Source organism: Prauserella muralis (assembly GCF_003202285.1).
GTDB classification, from domain to species: domain Bacteria; phylum Actinomycetota; class Actinomycetes; order Mycobacteriales; family Pseudonocardiaceae; genus Prauserella_B; species Prauserella_B muralis.
Window position 1 is genome coordinate 166,435 of sequence record NZ_MASW01000007.1, and the last position, 21,487, is coordinate 187,921.

Annotated in this window: 21 protein-coding genes; 8 read left to right on the forward strand and 13 right to left on the reverse strand. The window is 67.2% G+C overall.

Annotated elements, in window-relative coordinates:
• The first annotated feature begins 98 nt into the window (after positions 1-98).
• Positions 99-713 carry a GntR family transcriptional regulator gene (locus tag BAY60_RS30325; protein WP_170160618.1) on the forward strand — a complete coding sequence of 205 codons (615 nt, stop codon included), beginning with the start codon at positions 99-101 and terminating at the stop codon, positions 711-713.
• Positions 714-941: 228 nt separating this feature from the next.
• Here BAY60_RS30325 and BAY60_RS30330 read toward each other — a convergent pair whose 3' ends face one another.
• Positions 942-1,520 (reverse strand): TetR/AcrR family transcriptional regulator, encoded by a 579-nt coding sequence (locus BAY60_RS30330; protein ID WP_112284839.1) that lies wholly within the window; start codon positions 1,518-1,520, stop codon positions 942-944.
• A gap of 669 nt (positions 1,521-2,189) precedes the next feature.
• Between BAY60_RS30330 and BAY60_RS30335 the strand changes: the two genes are divergently transcribed.
• From BAY60_RS30335 to BAY60_RS30350, 4 genes are all read left to right on the forward strand, one after another.
• A complete protein-coding gene (locus BAY60_RS30335; protein WP_112284840.1) occupies positions 2,190-3,176 on the forward strand; it encodes an LLM class flavin-dependent oxidoreductase in 987 nt (328 codons plus the stop codon).
• A 100-nt stretch (positions 3,177-3,276) separates the two neighbouring features.
• Entirely contained in the window at positions 3,277-4,770 is a 1,494-nt protein-coding gene (locus BAY60_RS30340; protein WP_112284841.1) for a CoA-acylating methylmalonate-semialdehyde dehydrogenase, read from the forward strand.
• Positions 4,771-4,788: 18 nt separating this feature from the next.
• Positions 4,789-6,126 (forward strand): aspartate aminotransferase family protein, encoded by a 1,338-nt coding sequence (locus tag BAY60_RS30345; protein ID WP_112284842.1) that lies wholly within the window; start codon positions 4,789-4,791, stop codon positions 6,124-6,126.
• A 4-nt stretch (positions 6,127-6,130) separates the two neighbouring features.
• A complete protein-coding gene (locus BAY60_RS30350; RefSeq protein WP_112284843.1) occupies positions 6,131-6,388 on the forward strand; it encodes an ACT domain-containing protein in 258 nt (85 codons plus the stop codon).
• A gap of 20 nt (positions 6,389-6,408) precedes the next feature.
• Here BAY60_RS30350 and BAY60_RS30355 read toward each other — a convergent pair whose 3' ends face one another.
• The 6 genes from BAY60_RS30355 to BAY60_RS30380 form a co-directional block, all read right to left on the reverse strand.
• Positions 6,409-7,767, reverse strand: a complete 1,359-nt coding sequence (locus tag BAY60_RS30355; RefSeq protein ID WP_245992887.1) for an amidase — start codon at positions 7,765-7,767, stop codon at positions 6,409-6,411.
• 15 nt (positions 7,768-7,782) lie between these two features.
• Entirely contained in the window at positions 7,783-8,721 is a 939-nt protein-coding gene (locus tag BAY60_RS30360) for a polysaccharide deacetylase family protein (protein WP_112284845.1), read from the reverse strand.
• A complete protein-coding gene (locus BAY60_RS30365) occupies positions 8,722-9,660 on the reverse strand; it encodes a polysaccharide deacetylase family protein (protein WP_112284846.1) in 939 nt (312 codons plus the stop codon). It abuts the gene before it with no gap.
• Positions 9,661-9,739: 79 nt separating this feature from the next.
• A complete protein-coding gene (locus tag BAY60_RS30370) occupies positions 9,740-10,942 on the reverse strand; it encodes a dihydrolipoamide acetyltransferase family protein (RefSeq protein ID WP_112284847.1) in 1,203 nt (400 codons plus the stop codon).
• 4 nt (positions 10,943-10,946) lie between these two features.
• The gene (locus BAY60_RS30375) at positions 10,947-11,924 is read right to left on the reverse strand and encodes an alpha-ketoacid dehydrogenase subunit beta (protein WP_112284848.1); all 978 of its coding nucleotides are present in this window, start codon (positions 11,922-11,924) and stop codon (positions 10,947-10,949) included.
• A 23-nt stretch (positions 11,925-11,947) separates the two neighbouring features.
• On the reverse strand, positions 11,948-13,003 hold the full coding sequence (locus tag BAY60_RS30380) for a thiamine pyrophosphate-dependent enzyme (RefSeq protein WP_112284849.1): 1,056 nt from the start codon (positions 13,001-13,003) through the stop codon (positions 11,948-11,950).
• Between the two features lie 212 nt (positions 13,004-13,215).
• Here BAY60_RS30380 and BAY60_RS30385 point away from each other — a divergent pair, with 212 nt between their 5' ends.
• The 3 genes from BAY60_RS30385 to BAY60_RS30395 are packed head-to-tail and all read left to right on the forward strand — an operon-like array spanning position 13,216 to position 15,939.
• Entirely contained in the window at positions 13,216-14,580 is a 1,365-nt protein-coding gene (locus tag BAY60_RS30385; RefSeq protein WP_112284850.1) for an MFS transporter, read from the forward strand.
• A gap of 9 nt (positions 14,581-14,589) precedes the next feature.
• Entirely contained in the window at positions 14,590-15,633 is a 1,044-nt protein-coding gene (locus tag BAY60_RS30390; protein ID WP_112284851.1) for a zinc-binding dehydrogenase, read from the forward strand.
• A 12-nt stretch (positions 15,634-15,645) separates the two neighbouring features.
• Positions 15,646-15,939: a muconolactone Delta-isomerase gene (locus BAY60_RS30395; protein WP_112284852.1), complete on the forward strand. Its 294-nt coding sequence runs from the start codon at positions 15,646-15,648 to the stop codon at positions 15,937-15,939.
• Between the two features lie 279 nt (positions 15,940-16,218).
• Here the strand turns inward: BAY60_RS30395 and BAY60_RS30400 are convergent, their stop codons facing one another.
• The 6 genes from BAY60_RS30400 to BAY60_RS30425 form a co-directional block, all read right to left on the reverse strand.
• Complete coding sequence (locus BAY60_RS30400) at positions 16,219-16,992, reverse strand: IclR family transcriptional regulator (protein WP_112284853.1); 774 nt, start codon at positions 16,990-16,992, stop codon at positions 16,219-16,221.
• 72 nt (positions 16,993-17,064) lie between these two features.
• On the reverse strand, positions 17,065-18,222 hold the full coding sequence (locus BAY60_RS30405; protein WP_112284854.1) for an acyl-CoA dehydrogenase family protein: 1,158 nt from the start codon (positions 18,220-18,222) through the stop codon (positions 17,065-17,067).
• The gene (locus tag BAY60_RS30410) at positions 18,219-18,710 is read right to left on the reverse strand and encodes a MaoC family dehydratase (protein WP_112284855.1); all 492 of its coding nucleotides are present in this window, start codon (positions 18,708-18,710) and stop codon (positions 18,219-18,221) included. Before BAY60_RS30410 ends, BAY60_RS30405 begins: the two co-directional genes overlap by 4 nt.
• On the reverse strand, positions 18,707-19,870 hold the full coding sequence (locus tag BAY60_RS30415) for a CaiB/BaiF CoA transferase family protein (RefSeq protein ID WP_112284856.1): 1,164 nt from the start codon (positions 19,868-19,870) through the stop codon (positions 18,707-18,709). Before BAY60_RS30415 ends, BAY60_RS30410 begins: the two co-directional genes overlap by 4 nt.
• A 108-nt stretch (positions 19,871-19,978) precedes the next feature.
• On the reverse strand, positions 19,979-21,103 hold the full coding sequence (locus BAY60_RS30420; protein ID WP_112284857.1) for an Rv3169 family protein: 1,125 nt from the start codon (positions 21,101-21,103) through the stop codon (positions 19,979-19,981).
• A 24-nt stretch (positions 21,104-21,127) separates the two neighbouring features.
• The gene (locus BAY60_RS30425) at positions 21,128-21,487 is read right to left on the reverse strand and encodes a hypothetical protein (protein WP_112284858.1); all 360 of its coding nucleotides are present in this window, start codon (positions 21,485-21,487) and stop codon (positions 21,128-21,130) included.

The window sequence follows — 21,487 nt, forward strand, 5'->3', positions numbered from 1 at the left end:
GTCAATGGGTTAGAGGACAATCGGACAGTGGGGCAACACAGTGCTATCCTTGACGGGTGAGAGTCACTCGTGTTGTCGCCCCCGTTCGCGCGCAAGCGGTGGAAGCGATCCGGGCCGACATCATCAGCGGCGCGCTCGCTCCGGGACAGCGGCTGGTCGAGCGGGAGTTGTGCGAGCAACTCGACGTCTCCCGCAACACCATCCGGGAGGCATGCCGGCAGCTGGAGGCAGAGGGGTTCCTCGTCATCCCCCCGCACAAGGGTCCGACAGTCGCCCGGCTGACGGATGAGGAAGCGCGCGCCGTGTATGAGGTGCGAGAGGCCCTGGAATGCTTCGCCGTGCGATTGTTCGTCGAGCGCGCGACCGACGAACAGATGGCCGAACTCGCCGATGTCGCGGACAAGGTGGAGACGGCGCACGAGCACGGCGATGTCTCCGCGATGCTCGACGTGAAGAACGACTTCTACGACGTGCTCTACTCCGGCGCCGGCAACGAGGTGCTACACAACCAAGCGCGGTTGCTGCATGGCCGGCTCGCTCAGCTGCGCGCCCGGTCGCTGTCCCGCGGCGACAGACCGCAGCAGAGCATCGGGGAGATCAAGCTGGTGGTCGCCAAGATCCGGCAACGCGACGCCGACGGCGCGAGCAGTCTCTGGCGCGAGCACATTCGCAACGCCGCGGCCACGGCTCTCGGGAGCGACTCCAGGATCTGAGCCCGGCCTCACTGATGCCGCTGGTACCACGTTGCGTTGTCGTGGGGTGAGGGACGATCGCCACCGAGTAGCCAGCATCAGCCCGATCGTCTACGGCGTGCCGGACTCAAACGCAACGCGCGGTAGCCACCCGATGCGACGAACTGGCGCTGCGCGACCGGGCGAGCCCTTCGATCGCATCGGCAGGTCGAGCACCAGCACCCGCGCCCCGTACTCGCTAGCCCAGGGCTACGCCCGGATGCCGTCGATCAGCGCGCCGAGGAACATGTCGGCCACCTCGTCAGGAGTCAGCGCACCGTCGGGCTCAAACCAGAGATAGGTGTAGTTGAGCATGCCGAGGATCCCTTTTACCAGCAGGCGCGGCGTCTGCCGGAGCACCCCGCCGCGCACACCGTTGTCCAGCGCCTGCCGCCAGTAGCTCTCATACCGCTCGCGAGCGGCGATCACATGGTCGCGGCGCTCGCCGGTCAGCGCGGTGTACTCGCGGAAGAACACCACCCACTCGGAGCGGTGCTCGGCGATGTTGCGCAGCAGTCCACGCGCCATCTGCCGGAGCAGGTCCTCCGGCTCCAGCCCTCGGTCGAGCAACTCCTCGGCGTAGCGGTTCATCATGTCGACCTGCTCCTTGCTGATCGCGTAGAGCACGGCTTCTTTGCTGCCGATGTAGTGGTAGAGCGCCCCCCGACCAAGGCCAGCGGCCTGACCGAGCTCGGCCATCCCGGTGCCGTGGTAGCCGTTCCGGGCGAAAAGGTCGGCCGCGATCCCAATCACGCGCGCCCGGTTCGCCTCGAAACCCGTGACCGTCATCGCCAACGCCCCCTCGTTCCCGTCCGTACCGAACGATCCAGAGAATATCCCGCGGGAGGCAGGACCGGGTGCAGGGGCGGGCGACGTGCGACCCGGCTGTCGAGTCTCCATCCGAATTCCTACGTCCCGCGCTACGCACGAACCGTCATTCTCCGCTCCTGACATTGCGGACCATGCCCGCCTTGTACCGAACGATACAGCCAGAGGTCACCTACCCGCGGAGCACGTCCTGCCGGGGGTGGAGAACGGGCTCATGGCCTCGTCGATCGACGGCCACAACCGGCCAACTGCTGGAGGAGGTCCGCACGCCGGTCCCGCCCGACCGACAGACCTGGTCCACCCCGGGCACGTGGTGCCCACGTGCGTCGGTCAGGATCGCTCGCCCGCACCGCTAAGCGCCGAAGAGGGGCGGTGCGTCTGTGCGAACTCGGGGCCTGCCCCCGGTCGCGGCCAGCGCGGTACCCCTCGCCGATGACGGCGCGATGCTGTGGCCGCAGGCCGTCAGGCATCCTGCCGACCGCTGTGACCTCGTAGCGCTCTGCGTGCCAGAGGTCGTCACGTCGCCGTTGCTCAGCGGTAACCGGCGTCTCCCCGGCTTCCGGACCCTGCCTCCTTCTGTGCTATTCTGCAGTACGTCGTACTACACTGTAGAACAGTCGAGGTGGTGGCGTGAGCGAGCCCCGGTACGGGCTGGTGTTGTGCAGTCAGTTTCTCCCTGGCGAGGACAGCGCAGCTCGGTTCGCCGAGCAGGTCGAACAGGTTCGCTACGTGCGAGACGCCGGGTTCCAGTCGGTCTGGGCGACTCAGCACTACCTCGCTGACCCGTTTCAGTATCTCCACCCGCTCGCGGTACTCGGTCGGATCATCCCGGAATCCGGCTCAATGCGTATCGGAACCGCGATTCTGCTTGCCGCATTGGCCAATCCGGTCGATCTCGCCGAGCACCTGGCAACCCTCGACATCATGTCCGGTGGACGGCTCACCGTAGGACTCGGCCTCGGCTACCGAGCGGTCGAGTTCGACGCGTTCGGCGTGCCACGCGGCGCCCGTTTACGCCGCTTCCGGGAGAATGTCGACCTGCTGCGTAGGCTGTGGACCGAGGACGAGGTCAGCTTCCACAGCGAGGCCCTGACCCTGGATGCGGTGCACCCTGTGCTGCGCGCGGTACAGCGGCCGCACCCGCCGATCTGGCTGGCAGGACACACCGACGCCGCGCTGCGCCGTACTGCGGCATCTGGTCTGCCATGGCTGGCGGCCGCCGCCCACGTCGACCGTGACCACCTCCGGCGACAGGTGTCGTTTTTCCGCCAATGTGGCGGTCAGCAGGTCCATGTGCTCCAGGAGATCTATGTCGCTGAGACGGAGCTACAGGCGGTCGAGGGTGTACGCACCGCCTTGGAGACGAAGTATCGCGCCTACCGGGCGTGGGGTCAGGACGCCGTGCTGCCCGCGTCCCAGAGCTTCGACAAGGACTTCGACGAGTTACGCAAGGGACGGTTCATCCTCGGAGATCCGCGGCAATGCCGCGCTCAGCTGCGCGCGCTCGTGGCTGACACGGACGCCGGGGACGTGCTCCTGCGCGCGCAATGGCCGGGCATGCCACACGAACAGGTGATGGCCAGCCTACGACTGCTGACGACCGAGGTGCTCTCGTGAACCACCTCGTGGACACCCACCGGCCGTCATCGCCCTGCCGACGTTACCCGTGGGCTCAGGCACGTCATGCAGCACACGAAATGAGGAAGGACGGCTTCTGATGAGCGACAAGCTCTATCACTGGATCGACGGTCGGAGGGCAGAGGGCACCTCGGGGCGCTTCGCCGAGGTGACGAACCCGGCGACGGGAGAAGTCACCGCGCGCGTTCCGCTGGCCTCAGTCGCTGAGACCGCTGATGCGGTCGCGTCCGCGCGCGCCGCGTTCCCGGCGTGGCGCGACACCTCACTGGCAAAGCGAACCCGTGTGCTGTTCGCGTTCCGGCAACTGCTCGACGCCCGCGCCGATGAGCTGGCGGAAATCATTACCGCCGAGCACGGAAAGGTGCTCTCCGATGCCGCGGGCGAGGTCGCACGAGGGCTGGAAGTGGTCGAGTTCGCTTGCGGAATTCCACACCTGCTCAAGGGGTCGGCGACGACGAACGCCTCGACCGATGTGGATGTTGCCTCGGTCCGGCAACCGGTGGGCCCAGTCGCGGTCATCTCCCCGTTCAACTTTCCCGCAATGGTGCCCATGTGGTTCTTCCCGATCGCGATCGCCACCGGCAACACGGTCGTGCTCAAGCCGTCCGAGAAGGTCCCGACCGCGGCACTGTGGCTGGCAGAGCTGTGGCAGGAAGCGGGTCTGCCCGACGGGGTGTTCACCGTGCTGGGTGGCGACAAGGTCGCGGTCGACACGCTGTTGACCAGCCCGGACATCAAAGCGGTCTCGTTCGTCGGGTCCACCCCGGTCGCCCGCTACGTCTACGAAACCGGCACCACACACGGCAAGCGGGTGCAGGCGCTGGGCGGGGCGAAGAACCACATGGTGGTGCTGCCGGACGCGGACTTGGACCTGGCCGCGGATCAAGCGGTCAACGCCGGTTTCGGGTCAGCGGGCGAACGGTGCATGGCGACCTCGGTCGTCGTCGCAGTCGGTGATGTCGCGGATCAGCTGGTGGGCAGGATCGCAGACCGGGCGAAGGCACTGAAGACCGGCGACGGCCGTCGCTCGTGCGATATGGGCCCGCTGGTGAGCGCCGCGGCGCGCGATCGGGTGTCCGGCTACATCGACGCCGGAGAGAAGGCCGGAGCGACGCTCGTCGTGGACGGCCGCGATGGCGAGTTCGACGCCGACGGCGCCGGGTTCTTCGTCGGCCCCACGCTGTTCGACCACGTGCGCCCGGACATGTCGATCTACACCGACGAGATATTCGGACCGGTGCTGTCAGTGGTGCGCGCGGACAGTTATGCCGAGGCCGTGGAGCTGATCAACGCCAACCCGTACGGCAACGGCACGGCGATCTTCACGAACGACGGCGGGGCGGCACGCCGTTTCGCCAACGACATCGAGGTCGGGATGGTCGGCATCAACGTTCCGGTACCAGTGCCGGTCGCCTACTACTCGTTCGGTGGGTGGAAGAGCTCGCTGTTCGGCGATACGCACGCGCACGGCACCGACGGGGTGCACTTCTACACCCGCGGCAAGGTCGTCACCACTCGCTGGCCAGGCCAGGGCCACGGCGGGATCGACCTTGGCTTTCCCCAGAACGCCTGACCTCGGAAGGACTTCGCGATGACCACGCAGAATCTGTGGATGCACTTCGCCCGCATGGGCCGATACGAAACCGAACCTCCACCGATGATCACCAAAGCCGACGGGGTCCACCTGTGGGACGACCGCGGCCGGCGCATCCTCGACGGCCTGTCCGGGCTCTTCGTCGTGCAGGCCGGGCACGGCCGCCGCGAGCTTGCCGAGGTGGCCGCCCGACAGGCCGCCGAACTCGCGTACTTTCCCATCTGGGGCTACACAACCAAGCCCGCGGCGGAGCTGGCCGAGCGGCTGGCCCATCTCGCCCCTGCGGATTTGAACCGCGTGTTCTTCACCACTGGCGGCGGCGAGGCGGTCGAGTCGGCGTGGAAGCTCGCCAAGCAGTATTTCAAGCTGACCGGCAAACCAGCCAAGCACAAGGTAATCAGCCGCGCGGTGGCTTACCACGGGACTCCGCATGGCGCGTTGGCCATCACCGGGCTGCCGGCCATGAAACGGGACTTCGAACCACTCGCACCCGGCGGATTCCGCGTGCCCAACACCAACCGCTACCGCCATCCCGAGTTCGACGACGACGAAACCTTCGGCCGCTGGGCGGCCGACCGGATCGAAGAGGCCATCCTGTTCGAGGGCCCGGACACGGTCGAGGCCGTCGTGCTCGAACCCGTGCAGAACTCCGGTGGCTGCCTGACGCCGCCACCTGGCTACTTCGCGCGCGTCCGCGAGATCTGCGACCGCCACGACGTGCTGCTCGTGTCCGACGAGGTGATCTGTGCCTTCGGCCGGCACGGCGCAACCTTCGCCTGTGAGAAGTTCGGCTACGTTCCAGACCTGCTCACCTGCGCCAAGGGAATGAGCTCCGGCTACGGCTCGATTGGCGCACTCATCGCCTCCGACAAGGTGATGGAACCCTTCCTCGCACCCACGGTGACGTTCCCGCATGGCTACACGTTCGGCGGGCACCCGGTTTCCGCGGCCGTCGCACTCGCGAATCTGGATCTGATGGAGCGAGAGAAGCTCAATCAGCGCGTGCTCGACCACGAGGACGCCTTCGGTGACACGCTGGGCAGGCTGCTCGACCTGCCCATCGTCGGGGACGTGCGTGGTGATGGTTACTTCTGGGCGGTGGAACTGGTGAAGGACAAGGAGACCCGCGAAACCTTCGACACCGGCGAGCGCGAGCGTCTCGTCCGCGAGTTCTTGCCCAGCGCCCTGTTCGATCGGGGCCTCTACTGCCGTCCCGATGACCGTGGCGATGTCGTCGTGCAGCTCGCACCTCCGCTGATCGCCGGACAGGTCGAGTTCGACGAGATCGAACAGATCCTCCGGCACACCCTGGTAGAGGCGCAGCGACTCATCTGAGACGATGGTGCGCCGCAGATTCGGCTATCGGATCCGTGTTTCCGAAGGCCTGACGGGAGTGAACCGTGTCATGCAACTGATGCGGCAGCGCCAGTACGACGTTGTGTGGCTCAAGGCCCGCACGGACCAGGACACGATTTGGCGGGCGGAATTCGTGGTCCTCGCGACAGAGGACGACGTCCAGCTCCTTGTCAGGCGGCTCAACCGGCTTCCCTGCGTGCTCAGGGTTCTGCCGTGGTTCTCTGGTGGCACATCGGCATGACGTGCCACCAGAGAACCGTATCATGCGACGACGGGTTCAATGGTGTCCGCGAGCCACCGGGCGATCGCGGTCACGCGGGCGTCCGTACCGGGCTGCCCCATGACCTGGACACCCACCGGGAGGCCACTCACCGTCAGCAGCGGCACGGTGACCACCGGCGCGCCCAGCAACGAGCTCGGGGTGTTGAACACGGCGTCGCCGGTCGGCCACGGCGCGAGGGGCTCGCCGGGAACGTCGCCCGGCCACAGGGGCGCCGGGCCCGGTGATGCGAGGGACACCATAACGTCCACATCGGACGCCAAGGCCGCGTGTTCGCGACGCACCTGTTCGCGACGACGCAGCAGATCCGCGTAGCCTTCGACGCCGAGCTTCTCGGCAACGTCGAGGCCCGCCTTGCTTCGCTGGCTGACGCCGTCCGGCTTCCGGGCCACGAGGTCCCGCAGCGTCCACTGGTTCTCCCACGCTGTAATGGTCGTCGTGACGTCACGGACCCCGAGCAGTGCCTGCTCGAACCGCTCGATGGCCGGGTGGTCGCTGCGGCGGCGCACGGGGACGCCGATGGCGTCGAGGCGCCGCAGGAACTCCTCGAAGGCGTTCCGGGACTCGGCGTCCAAGCCCGGCCATCCCTCGGTTTCCATGACGCCAACGGAAAACGGCTGGTGCGGTGCGGGCGTGGTCGCTGGCCCGGACAGCGGGGCGCGCCCGGGATCGCCGCCCACGCGTGTCGCGATGGCGATCGCAACCAGCCACATGTCTTCGGAACACGCCGCGTGGACACCGTGGGTGCTCATGCTCGTCGCTTGCCGCTCACCCCGGTTGATGGCTCCTTGCGAGGGTTTGAGCGCCCAGTTTCCACAGTAGCTCGCTGGCCGGATGATCGACCCGCCAACCTGGGTACCGATGGCCGCAGGCACCATCTCCGCGCCGACCGCGGCGGCGGAGCCCGACGACGAGCCGCCAGGAGTGCGGGCCGGGTCGAGCGGGTTCGTCGTCGGACCAGGATGGGACCCACCGAGCTCGGCGGTGACGGTCTTGCCGAGGATCACCGCCCCGGCTGAGCGCAATGCGTAGACCGCGGCGTTGTCCCGCTTGGGGAAGTTGCCGGCGTAGGCTTCACAGCCCATTTGCGTGGGCATGTCGGCCGTTTCCAGGAGATCCTTGATCCCGATAGGCAGACCGTCGATCGGTGACAGTGGCGTGCCGTCCCGCCAGCGGGCCGTGCTGCGGTCAGCCTGCTCCCGTGCGGCATCGGAGTTCAGAACGACCCAGGCGCGCACGGCGGGCTCACGGTCGGCAATCGTGCTCAGACAGCGCTCGAGGTAGTCCCGCGGGGTGTCGTTCCCGGTGCGGAAGTCCTCGGTCGCGGTGTGGAAACGCATCATTGCTCCTTGCGGTCAGTTGAGGCTGTCCTCGTGGTGCTGCCAGATGCTCGGCTCGAGGCGGAGCGTCTTCGCCGGTGGGTAGGCGCCGAGCCAGTGACGGGCACACTCCCCCGCGGTGGCGTTCCAGATTCCCGGGCGAGCGACCGCGTGAGCGAGGAAGTCGTCCAGGCGGCGCAGCCGGTTCGGCCAGGCAATGGCATGCGGGTGAAGGTTCATGGTGAAGGCGCGGCCGCGCCGGTATTGTGCGGCAAACTCGGCCCGCCAGTTGCGGTCCAGCGCGTCGGCGTGCTCCAACCCGGTGCCACGCGCGGGAAACAGCAGGAAGAACTGGTCGTCGAACGGGTAGTAGTACGGCATCGCGAGGATGGCAACCGGGCCGGCCGGATCCGCCACCCAGTAGTGCGGGACGTCGTCGGCCGGACTGTTGCCGAGGTAGCTGAAGCCTTCCTCGAGCAGCAGCGGCACCGTGTACGGGCTGATCGCGCCAACCGCATACTTGTCACCGGCGCGCGGAAGGCAGTACCAGCCGGCCGGCCGCTCGCCTGTGGCTTCGGCGAGTGCCGCGACGGTGCGGCGGATACGGTCGCGTTCCTCGGTCCGGTCGAGGGCGCTGATGTCCTCACGGCGCCAGCCGTTGGCCGCAATCTCGTGCCCGTCCGCGTGCAGGGAACCGACAATCTCCGGGTAGAGTTCCGCCATCACCCCGGGCACCGCGAAGGTCGCCCGCAGCTTGTGGCGTGCCAGGGTCTCCCGCACCGCTTCCAGCCCGCCGTGCAGCCCATAGTAGTTCTCGGGGGTGTCGAGATCGCGGGCCGTGATACCGGCGGATCCACAGTTCGGGCCCAGATCGACCGTGATGCCGAAGCAACAGGTGGCTCCACCGGGCCAGCGGACGTCGGCGTCGGCGATGCCACGCTCATCGGAGATCGTGTAGCCGTCTTTCCAGGGCATTCAGCGCTCCTCTTCAAGGCTCAAGCAGTGCCGGACGACCTCTTCGCAGCTCGCGAACCAGACCCCGGGCAGCTCCTTCATCCGCGTAATGAGCTGGTCGAGCATCGCGACCCGCATCGAGCGACCGGACATGAACGGGTGCAGGCAGATGTTGAGGTAGCCGCCTTGCTGGTATTGCTGCCAGAACGTGTCCCACCACAGTTCGAGCACCCGGTCGGGATCGGCGATCCGCTGCGCGGAGTTGTCGGTGTTCAGCCACGCGAAGCTGAAGAACTGGGCGTCGTCGAGCGCATAGTGAAACGGCAGGTTCATCAGCCGTGTGCCACCGTGATACTCGGTGAAGTAAGGCCGGTGGTCCGCCGCGTCATGCGAGTTGTACAGGTATCCCAGCTCTCCCAGCAATTCGGCGGAATGCCAGCTGCGGGTACCGATGGGCCGGCGGCCGCTCAGCTTCTCCAGCGCCTCGGTGGACCGCAGCAGGTGGGCCCGCTCGGTCGCAGGGTCAGCCGGCACGCGGTGCTCCCACATGTGGTCCGCGACCTCGTGTCCGCTACGAGCCCAGGCCCGGACGGCCTCGGGGTAGAGCTCGCCGATACGCCCTGGCACGAACAAGGTCGTCTTCATGGCGTGGCTGTCGAAAAGGTCGAGCAGGCGCCAGACGCCGACGCGGCCGCCGAATTCGCCCTTCGCGAGCTGCATCGGCGGCTCCTCCAGCAGGCGCCGCAACAGCATCGCGTCGAAGTCGGCGGTGAAGTTCACGGCGATCCGGGCACCGTCCGGCCAGCGCGGCTCGGCGACCACCTGGTAACGCCGGTCCTGTGCCCTCACGATCGCCCGCATGGTGTCGATATCGTCGAGCTCGGGGGCGAACTCGCCGTCCTTGCCCACGTTGTTCTGGGCATGGGGAGAAGGCCGTGAGGCCCGCGGGGGTGTCGTCATTGATCAGCTCCTCGGTTGGCGGCGAGGTTTAGCAAAAATAGCACGGCGTGCCATTGAATGAAACGGCTTCTCGCACCCGTCAGGACAGGATCAGCTGCCACTCCGGGTCGGCGAGGATCTGCCCGATCCGGGCGAGGACCTTGCTGCCCAGCTCGCCGTCGACCAACCGGTGGTCGAACGAGAGCGCGAGCTGGGTCGTCCAGCGCAGTGCCACCCTTCCCTTGTGCTCCCATGGGTTTCTGCGCACGGCACCGAGGCAGAGGATCGCGGCCTCGCCCGGGTTCAAAATCGGCGTTCCGGCGTCGACCCCGAATACGCCGATGTTCGTGATGGTGATCGTGCCGTGGCTCATGTCCTCCGGCGTCGCCTTGCCCTCGCGCGCTGTCCGGACCAGACCGGTCAGCGCCGACGCGAGCGCGGGCAGGGACAGGGCGCCCGCATTCTTGATGTTCGGCACGAGAAGGCCGCGCGGGGTGGCGGCGGCGATCCCGAGGTTCACTTCGTGATGCAGCACGATCTCACCGGCTTCGGCGTCCCACGAGGAGTTGATCTCCGGGAACTCACGGGCCGCGGTGAGTAGCGCCCGTGCCACCAGGAGCAACATGGTGACCTTGTGCTCGCGGAAGGCAGGCTCCGTCTTGAGCTTGTCGACCAGGCGGACCGAGCGGGTTACGTCCACGGTGAGGAACTCGGTGACATGCGGAGCCGTGAACGCACTTGCCGACATGGCGACAGCGGTGGCCTTGCGCACGCCCTTGACCGGGATCCTGGTGGCCCTTTCCGGCTTGGCTGCTTCGCCGTGTCCAGTGTCGACATGGCGAAGGACGTCGTCCCGAGTCACCACCCCGCCGGGTCCGCTCGGGGCGAGCGCGGTGAGGTCGACCCCCAGGTCCTTAGCGAGCTTGCGCACCGGTGGTTTCGCAAGGGCGTGCGCGGGGCTTCGCGGAGGTGCCTCCACCTCGGCGGTGCGTGCGGCTCGCCTGCGTCGCGCGTCCCCGTTCGCGCTCGGTCCGTAGCCGACCAGAACCGTCGGTTTCGTGTCTGGCTCGCCGATCGTCACGATGGGCGAACCGACCGCGACGGTCTGTCCCTCCTCGGCGAGGAGCGCGGTGACCGTGCCCGCGAACGGCGACGGCAGCTCCACCGCGGATTTCGCGGTCTCGATCTCGACCAGGACGTCATTGATGCCCACGGCGTCACCGGCCGCGACATGCCACTTCACGATCTCGGCTTCAGTGAGACCTTCCCCGACATCGGGCAGACGGAACTCTTGTGCACTCATCGTTTCACCAGGCGAATGATTGGTCGACGGCGTCGAGCACGCGGTCGAGGTCGGGCAAGTACTGATCCTCGAACTTGGCAGGCGGATATGGCGTGTTGTAACCGCCAACTCGCAAGACAGGAGCTTCGAGGTGGTAAAAGCAGTGCTCGGTCACGGCGGCGCCGATCTCGGCGCCGAGCCCGGCGAACGTCGGTGCCTCGTGGACAACCACACACCGGCCGGTTTCGCGCACCGACTCCGTGATCGTCTCGATGTCCAACGGAGAGAGTGTGCGCAGGTCGATCACTTCGAGCGAGTGCCCTTCCTCCTCGGCGGCTTCTGCCGCCCGCAGGCAGGTGTCGACCATGCCGCCGTAGGTGAGCACGGTGACGTCGCCACCGTCTCGCAGCACCTGGGCGTGCTCGAAACGCGGCAGGTCACCGGGGTCCTCGGGCACATCGGACTTGCTCCAGTAGCGGCGTTTCGGCTCGTAGAAGATCACCGGGTCGTCGCAGTCGATCGCCTGGCGCAGGAGCCAATGCCCGTCCTGGGGGTTCGAGCAGCACACGACGCGGAGCCCGGCGGTGTGCGCAAAGTATGCCTCGTTCGATTCGCTGTGGTGCTCGACAGCGCCGATGCCACCGCCGACCGGAATCCGTACGACCACCGGCAGGGCGAGCCTGCCTCCGCTGCGTGCCCGCAACTTCGCCAGTTGCGAGACGATCTGGTTGAAAGCCGGGTACACGAAGCCGTCGAACTGGATCTCACAGACCGGCCGGTACCCGCGCAGAGCCAAGCCGATCGCGGTGCCGACGATGCCGGCCTCGGCGAGTGGGGTGTCGATCACCCGGTCAGCGCCGAAATCCTTTTGCAGACCGTCGGTCACACGGAAAACGCCGCCAAGACCACCGACGTCCTGACCCATGACTATCACTGCTGGATCGTCTTCGAGGGCACGGCGCAGGCCGGTGTTGATCGCTTGGGACAGGGTGAGTACGGGCATGTTCGCTCCCGTCGAATCGGGCATCAGTCCTCGTAGGACCGTGCGAGTTCCAGGAATTGGCGACGTTCCTCGGCGAGCAATGGCGTCTCCTCGGAGAGCACTGTGCCGAACAGCTCCGACAGCTCGCCCAGCGGCAACTCCCGGCACACCGTACGGGTCTGCTCCGCCAGCTCAGCGCATTCCGCGTCGACCGCGGCCCGCTGGTCACCGTCCAACCAGCCTTGCCGGGCCAGCAGAGCCTCCAACCGGGCAATGGGGTCGCGAAGCGACCACGCATCGAGGTCGCTCGCCGTCCGATAGCGGTCCGGGTCGTCGGAGGTGCTGTGGCCGGCCATCCGGTAGGTGACGGCCTCGATGAGCGCCGGACCGCCTCCCGAGCGGATCCGGTCGGCGACAGCGCGGGTGACCGCGTGCACCGCCAGGACGTCGTTACCGTCGACGCGGTACGCGTCCAGCCCGAACCCACGGGCCCGCTGGACCAGCGGCGCGCGCATCTGCGTTCGTACCGGCGTCGAGATGGCCCAATGGTTGTTCTGACAGAAGAACAGCAGCGGCACCTCCGCCGCGGCTGCCCAGTTGAACGCCTCGTTCGCCTCGCCTTCGCTGGCCGCCCCGTCCCCGAAGTAGACCGCGACGATCTCGTCGGCGCCGTCACGCTGAACGCCCATGGCGTATCCGGTCGCGTGGGGCAACTGGGCCGCCAGTACCAGGGTGTAGATGTGGAAGCGGTACTGCTGCGGGTCCCAGCCGCTGTGCCGGTTCCCCCGCCACTGCACCAGTAGCTCGGCCGGGGTGATGCCGCGGCACAACGCCGCCGCATGCTCGCGGTAGCTGGGGAAGACGTGGTCGGTGTCCCGCAACGCGGTGATCGAGCCGACCTGGGCCGCCTCCTGCCCGAGGGACTGCAACCACAGCCCGAGCTCGCCCTGTCGTTGTAGAGCCAAGGCCGCGCTGTCGAGACTCCGCGCGATCCGCATCCTGCGGTAGAGATCGCGGCACAGTTCCGGTGTCACATCGAGCGTCCACTCCGGGTCGTCGTGCAGGTTGCCGCCCGGGTCGAGCAGCTGCAAGGGATCCATACGTCCTCCACGGGAAACCGGGATCCGACCGCCAGGGTGGCGACGGCGGAACCGCAGGTCCGGTCGCCGGGTGCCGTGTGCTTGACAGCGATCCGGCGACAACTCAAGATGTCGGGACCACAATACAGCACACCGTTCCACAACGGGGTACGTTAACAACAGGTTTCTCGAATCGAGTCGGGTTGCCCGGCCACGGACGTCCAGGAGTAGCCATGACCGCACCACCCCAGACCAAACTGGTGGCGCAGCTCAATGCACGCATAGACCGACTCCCCCGAACAGGGCTGCGGCTCCCGGTGTTCGTGGTGATCGGTCTTTCGTACTTCTTCGCCTTCTACGAGATCAGCACCTTCGCTTACACGCTGCCCACGATGCGCGAGGTGCTCGGGCTCGCCGGTAGCCAGGTGGCCTTCCCCGTTGCCGCCAACCTCGCTGGCTACGCCGTCGGCTCCTACCTCCTCGGCAGGATCGCGGACCGCCGGGGACGGCGCGTGGCCATGATGCTCACGGTGGCCGCGGTCGCCGTCTCCGCGACCGCGACCGCGTTGTCCTGGGACGTGTGGTCGCTGACCGTGTTCCGCTTCCTCTCCGGCGTCGCGACCGGTGCCGAGATCATCCTCGCGGCCACGCTGATCTCAGAACTGTCACCGGCGAAGAAGCGCGGCCGTTACGTGATGCTGAACTACCTATGGGGAGCTGCGGGCCTGGCAGCCACGCCGTTCATCACCATCGGCCTCCTCGGCACCGGCCCGATCGGCTGGCGCCTGGTCTACGCCGTCGGCGCGGCGGCGGCGTTGCTGATCTTCGTGATGCGCGGCCGCTACCTGCCGGAGTCCCCGCGCTGGTCGGTTCTCAACGGACGCGAGGCCGAGGCACAGCAGCTCGTGGCTTCGATGGAGGAACGCTGCCGCACACAGCTCGGCCGTGAGCTGCCGCCCGTGCCGGAGGTGGCTGCCGACAGGGCCCAGGAGCGTGGCAGTGTGGCCGAACTGTTCCGGCCGCCCTACCTGCGCCGGACCGTAGTGGCGCTTGGCTTCTGGTTTCTCATGTATGTCGCCAACTACAGCTACCTCAGCTACTTCCCGGCGATCCTCATCGACGCCGGCCTGCCCGAACCGAGCGGACTGCTCTACAGCGGGCTGGGGCAGCTGGGGCTGCCGATCGGCGCTCTCATCGCGCTCGCGGTCGCGGACCGGGTGGAACGGAAGCACTACCTGGTCGTGGGCACGACACTCTATGCGGCCGGGTTCGTCATCGTGGCGGTGAGCTCGGGGGCAGGACAGATCATCGTCGGCGCAGCCCTGATCTCGATCATGTTCGCGGCGTGCGCTGTCGCCTACGTCTATACCTCGGAGATCTTCCCGACCCGGATTCGCTCGACGGGCTCCGCACTGGGCAACGGCGTCGGCCATCTCGGTGGCGTGATCAGCCCGTTCGTCGCGGTCGCACTGCTCGACGGGCTCGGCGGCCGTGCCACGCTGTGGGCCATGGCGGCGTTCGTCCTTGCTGCGGCGCTGCTCCTGCTCTGGGGTGGAGTCCGAACCAGCGGCCGCGAGTTGACCGAGATCGCAAACTGAAAGGCAGCCATGAAAGCCGTAGTCGTCCATCAGTTCGGTGGTCCCGACGTCCTGCGCGTCGATGAAGTCGAACAGCCACGTGTGAAGCCAGGGCAGGTTCTCCTCCGCCTGCGCGCGGCGGGGCTCAACCGCGCCGACGTGCTCGTCCGGGAAGGACGGTTCGCAGAGCTGGCCAGCCAGCAGCCGTTACCGATCATTCCCGGCGTCGAAGGCGCCGGCGACATCGTGGAGCTCGGCGAGGGCGTGCCATCCCTCCACGTGGGCCAGCGCGTCGCAGTCTTGCCGATGCTTACCTGCGGGACCTGCGTGGAGTGCGAGGCGGGCCGGGTCAGCGAATGCGCGGCTCTGACCATTGTCGGCGAGCACGTCGACGGCACGTACGCGCAGTACATCGCGGTTCCGGCACGCAATGCGATTCCCGTGCCGGACAACCTGACGTACGAGCAACTCTCCGTCAGCATCGTCGCGTACATGACGGCCTGGCACATGCTGCGCACTCGGGGCGCGCTCACGGACGGTGAGACCGTACTCGTGGTCGGCGCGGGCAGCGGGATGGGCAGCGCCGCCGTACGGCTGGCCAAGGCGCTGGGCGCGCGGGTCATCGCGACCAGCGGTACCGACACCAAGTGCGCGAAGCTTCGCGAGATCGGCGCCGACGAGGTGATCAACTACAGGAAGGTAGCCGATTTTCACGAGGCGGCCATGGATCTCACCGGCGGCCGTGGCGTCGACCTCGTGCATGACACCGTCGGCGGCGCCACGTTCCAGAAGTCGATCGACTCACTGCGGCATGGCGGTCGGCTGATCGGCATGGGTTCGCATACCGGGCGGGTGGCGGAGGTGCACCTCGTCAGCATCCACCGCAAGGAAATCGATATCCGCGGCGCGCACACCGCGCACCTCGGGGAGATCCGCGAGTTCCTGCCCCTCCTCGCCGACGGCTCGCTCGAGCCTGTGATCGACTCCGTCTACCCTCTCGACCAGGCCGCCGACGCTCAGCGCAGGCTTACATCGGACGATCGTTTCGGCAAGGTCGTACTTACCATCGATTGACAAGGAGCAGCAGTGGACTTTCTGGTTCGTGTCGACGCCTCGCGCGCCTACGGACTCCCTGAGGACGAACGCATCGCGCTCATCGAGCGGGAGCGGGAACGCGGGCTCGAGCTGATGGCGGAGAACGTCATCCGGCACTTCTGGCGAGTGCCGGGCACACACGCGAACGTCGGCATCTGGTCGGCACCGGACGCAGACACACTGGAGGAGGCACTCACCAGTTTGCCCATCCATCCCTACGCCGATATCGAAGTGACTGCGCTGGCAACGCACCCGATGAGCCGGATGCGCGAGGCCGCTGCTTGACGGGCCTGACCGTGGGCTCGCAGACATGCGTCCGGTGAGCCCACGGTCGTCGGCGTGTCCAGAAAATGATCTCGCTGCGGAACGGGGCGAACCTCGTCCGCGGTAGGTACGTTCGAGTTGAGGTATCGGGCCTTGGCGCGGACTGAGGCCGCGGCTCTCCACGACACCGGGCCTTTGGGTGGTACCGAGCTCCGGCGTCCCCCTGCCATCGCAACGCCGAGTGGCCAGGCAGAAACCCGGCTGCGCTGGCAACATGCCCAGCGCGGCGATCGACAGCATCTAGGTTTCGAGGAGCGCCTTCGAGATCTTCTCGGCCGCGTCGAGTGCCTGCTTGGCGTAGAAGGCTTCATTCTGTCGGTAGAACCGGCTCGACGGGACCGACACCGCCAGCGCGGCGATGGGCTTGCCCGCCGCGTTCACGATTGCGGCACCGATAGCGCAGACGTCGGGCCGCCACCACGAGGCGTCGTTGACGGCGTAGCCACGCTCACGTGTGCGCGCGACTTCGTCGAGCAACGCCTGCTTTGTGACGATCGTGGTGTCGGTGTACTTCTCCAGCTCACCGTCGAGCGCAGCCTCGGCTTCGTCCTGTGCCATCTTCGCCAGGATGGCCATCCCGCATGACGTGGCGTGCAGCGGCGCCCGGGTGCCGACCTCGACGAAGGTGCGGACTGCTTGACTCGAGTCCCTTCGCATGAGGATCAGCAACGAGTTCCCGTCCCGGACCGCGAAGTGAATGGTCTCGTTCGTCGCGTCACGTAGCGTCTCCAGGTGTGGGCCGGCAGCGTCGCGCAGACCAGCCTCGCCGGCAGCCCGCAAACCGATTCCGAGCGGCTTACTGGTCACCCCCCACCGTGAACGATCGGCATCGACTATGCGCAACCAGCCCGCTGTGCGCAGAGTCACCAGGCAACGCTGCACCGTGCTCTTCGGCATCTCGGTCACCCGCGCGAGTTCGGAAACACCGACGGGCTGCCGTTGCGCGACCTCTTCGAGCACGCGCAACGTGCTGAGCACACTCGCCATGGCCTTGCCGGATTCGGGGTGGCTCATCGGACGGCCTCCTCACAGCTGAATCGGCGCCCCCTCCCGGGACGCCGATCCACATTGTGGCACACGAGAGCATCAGAAGCTTCTCGGCATGCCAAGTACGTGCTCCCCCACGTACGACAAGATGAGATTTGTCGAGATAGGTGCGATTTGGTAGAGCCGGGTTTCGCGGAACTTCCGCTCGATGTCGTACTCGGTCGCTACACCGTAGCCACCGTGCGTCTGCAGCGCCACGTCCGCAGCCTCCCAGGACGCGTCCGCGGCGAGCATCTTCGCCATGTTCGCCTCGGCGCCGCACGGCTCCCCGGCGTCGAAGAGATCGGCCGCCCGCCAGCGCATCAGGTTCGCAGCCTCGACATGGACGTGAGCGCGTGCGATCGGGAACTGGACTCCCTGGTTCTGCCCGATGGGGCGCCCGAAAACCTGCCGCTCGGTGGCATATTTCGACGCACGTCGCACGAACCAGCGGCCGTCGCCGACGCACTCCGAGGCGATCAGGATGCGTTCGGCGTTCATGCCGTCGAGCACGTACCGGAACCCGGCGCCCTCCTCCCCGATCAAAGCACTGGCAGGGACGTGCACGTCAGTGAGGAACACCTCGTTGGTCTCGTGGTTCACCATTGTGCGCAGCGACCGTAGTTCCACCCCGTCGGTCTCGCGCAGGTCGATCAGAAACAGTGACATCCCGTCGGAACGGCGCCGCCCCTCGGACCGCTTCGCCGTCCGCGCGAGCAGGAGCATGAGGTCGGAGTGCTGGACGCGGGAGATGAACACCTTCTGCCCGTTGATGACGTAGCCGTCGTCCGTGCGCGTGGCGGTGGTGCGGATGGCCGTCGTGTCGGTCCCCGCTGTCGGTTCGGTGATACCGAATGCCTGCAGGCGCACCGCGCCCGAAGCGATGTCAGGCAGGTACTTCGCCTTCTGCTCCGCGCTGCCGTGCCGGAGCAGCGAGCCCATCGTGTAAAGCTGCGCGTGCACTGGCCCGGCGTTGCCACCGTTGGCGTTGATCCCTTCAAGCAGGACGGAGGCGTCCCCGAGTCCCAGCCCTAGCCCCCCATACTCCTCCGGCACGAGCGCGCCGAGGCAGCCCGTCTTCGTCAGCGCAGCCACGAACTCCTCAGGGTAGCGCCTCGCCGCATCGACCTCCCGCCAGTACTGATCGGGGAAATCAGCGCAGATCGTGTCGATCAGCTGCCGCAGATCCGCGCGCAGCACATCGCGATCCGTTGTCATGAAGCCTCCTCGAACCGCGGGCCGTGCCCGCGCTTGTAGACCAGCAGAGTGCGTTCGAACTCGATGACAGCTTCGCCGGTCTGTTTGACGCCTGTGGTCCGCACGGACACGACGCCGAGATGTGGTCGCGATCCCGAGGGTCTCGTGCCGGTCACTTCCGAGCGCGAGTGGATCGTGTCGCCTTCGAAGACCGGCGCCGGCAGGACGATTCTGTCCCAGCCCAGATTCGCGTAGACGTTCTGTGACACGTCGGTGACGCTTTGGCCGGCGACCAGTGCCAACGTGAGCGTCGAGTTCACGAGCGGCTTGCCGAAGTCGGTCCGGCGGGCGTACTCGTGGTCGAAATGCAGGGGCGCGGTGTTCTGCGTGAGCAGGGTGAACCAGATGTTGTCGGTGGTGGTGATCGTACGGCCGAGGGGGTGGTCATAGACGTCTCCGACGGTGAAGTCTTCATAGAAGCGGCCCTGCCAGCCGGTGTGCGTCGTCATGGTCGCTCCGTGGTCGTCGTCTCGGTGAGTTCGGCGAGCACCCTTTCGGTGTGCTCGCCGAGTGCGGGCACCGCACCGCTCTTGGCGTACCGTTCGCCCGGTGTGCCTACGGGGGCGAGCGTGCGGACCGTGCCTGCCGGCGTCCGCGTCGCAAGCCAGCGGGCCGGGAGTGCCAGCTCCGGATGTTCGGCGAGGTCAGACACACCGTTCAGCCGCGACCAGGCGATACGGGCGGCATCGAGGCGGGCGACCACGACCGCGGCGGCGTATCGCCCGAAGGCGACCATCAGCTGTTCGTCGAGTTGCTTGCGGTTGGCCACGCGCTGGGCATTCGAGGAGAACCGGGGATCCGCCAGGAGTGTCGGGGTCTCCAGGACCTCGGCGCACAACCGCTGCCATTCCCGCTCGTTCTGCACCGCGACCATGAGCCGCTCACCGTCGGCGCAACACACCGCTCCATAAGGGGCGATCGTGGGGTGGGCGGTACCCATCGGCACAGGGGCCGTGCCGCCATAGGCCGTGTAGTACAGCGGATAGGCCATCCACTCCGCCAACGCACCGAACAGGGAGACGTGCACGGGCAGCGACTCCCCGGTCCGATCGCGGTGCCTGATCGCCGACAGCACACCGGCGAACGCCACGGAACCGGCCGCGATGTCGGCGACGGAGATGCCGGTCTTCGCAGGGGCTTCGGCGGTCCCGGTGAGCGCCATCAGACCGGTCTCCGCCTGGATCAGCGCATCGTACGCCTTGCGTTCCGCCCAGGAGCCCGCCGGGTCGTATCCGGAGATCGTGCACACCACCAGGCGGGGATGTCGCGTGGTGAGTTCGCTGGCCGTCAACCCGAGCTCGCCCAGCACCCGGGGCGACAGGTTGGCCACCAGCACGTCGGCGTGCCCGAGGAGTGCGTGCAGGGCGGCCAGCCCCGCTTTCGTCTTCAGATCCAGCTGCACCGACTCTTTGCCCCGGTTGAGCCATACGAATGCGCTCGACACACCGCCGACCGCCGTGTCGTAGCCCCGGGCGAAGTCGCCGCCGTCCGGATGCTCAACCTTGATCACCCGGGCGCCGAGATCCGCGAGCTGCCGAGTCGCCAGCGGCGCGGCCAGTGCCTGCTCGATACCGACGACAACAAGATCGTCCAGCGCGAGTCGGGCCACGACCGGACACCACCTCTCTGTCTTGTGCCAGTCAATGGACCAGCGTTCTGCTCTGTGGTCCAATCGTCGGATACGGGAGTGTCACTGTCAAGGCCGCAAACCCGGTCCTCAGGTGAGGAAAGCCCAGCCGGGCCGACCTGCGACACAGGCTTCGTAGGCCACTGGGTCAATGGTCTGGTAGACGCCCACCGCAGTCTCGCCCTCGGCACTGACCCGGCACAGATGCTCGTCGAGACCGCGAAGCTGCTTGCGCGTCGCGGCGTCGGACAGGTCGTACGTCTCCCCCTCGGTGTGGTCCGGGCCGTCATAGGCGCCCTGGTGGACACCGGAGCCAGGCGTACCGCCGTACATGCCGCAGCGCAGGAATGCGGTTTGCCACCCTATCCGCTCGTAGTGAAACTGGGCCGTCTCTCCGGTGCCGAACCGGTAGTCGACGATTCCTTCGGTGAACAGGTGCGTCCCTTCCTCGAAACGCAACCGGCGTACGGGTTTCGCCACCCGTGTGGCCCCGGGCCGCTCGTGCCCGAACGGGTAGAACACACGGTCACCCCACAGGGCCCAGCCGGGAAAGGCAACGAACGCGTTGCCCGAAACGCCGACGTGCAGGCGTCCGCCCAGGGACATCGCGGGTCCACCGACACCACGGCCGGTGCCCCAATGCCGGTCGCGCGTACCGGCCGATCCGGGCGGCAACGTGATGGTCTCCGCGCCGATCTTGACGTGGCCGGAAACCGTGCCAAAACCTTCGAATCCCACGGTGACATCGCTGCGCCTGCCCGGCGGAGTCCCCCGCGCCGAGTCCGACAGCGGCTCGCGGAAGACCTGCCGTGTCGTGTCCTGAAAAGACAGCTCGAAGGCGATCCCCCATTCGTTGGGCTCAAGCGTGTAGCGCCATTCGCGCAGCCCGCGGACGATGACCGGCACGATCGGCCCAACCCGGAGGTCGGCGCGGTCTGCCCCCAGCCGACGGAAGCTGCGGACCGTTGTGTGCACACCGTTGCGGACCACGATGGCGTAGGCCTCAGCACGGTCGAGGTTGGGATAGAAGCTCCCGCCAGTAGCGATCAGCACCTCGCCCGCAGGATCGTGCGCGATCATCCAGTAGCGCTCGTAGGCGCGGGGATCACCGGTCCACATCACCCGTACCGGATCTGGTGTCTGGTGGATCGGATAGTCATCCAGCGGTGACAGCGGAAACTGTTCCGCGAAGTACCCGTCGTCGATCGTCAGCATGTCGGCCCTCCCAGGTCGGTGACTTCAGCTCGGATCGGTCTCGACCCGCCAGCGCAGGTAGCGCCAGATCCGTTCCCAGGCATCCGTATCGCGCTCTCCCAGCTCGCGGATCGTGCGTGCCAGGGAGGCACGCAGCTCGTCGTTACGCCCGATCAGTCCCTCGAACTCGACGGGAGGTTCGGCCTCACCCAGCAGCACGGCCAGCCGGGCGTTGTCCTCCGCCAGAAACGCGGGCAGGCCGGTACACGAGCGATGCACGTGAGTCAGGAGCCGTCCCACGTCCCGTAGCCGGTCGCGGGATGCGGGCGAGAGGTTCTCGTCGGCCCTGACGAGGTCGAGCAGCCGCTGCGCCCCCTCCAGTTGCTCGACGATTGTTGGCCGCAC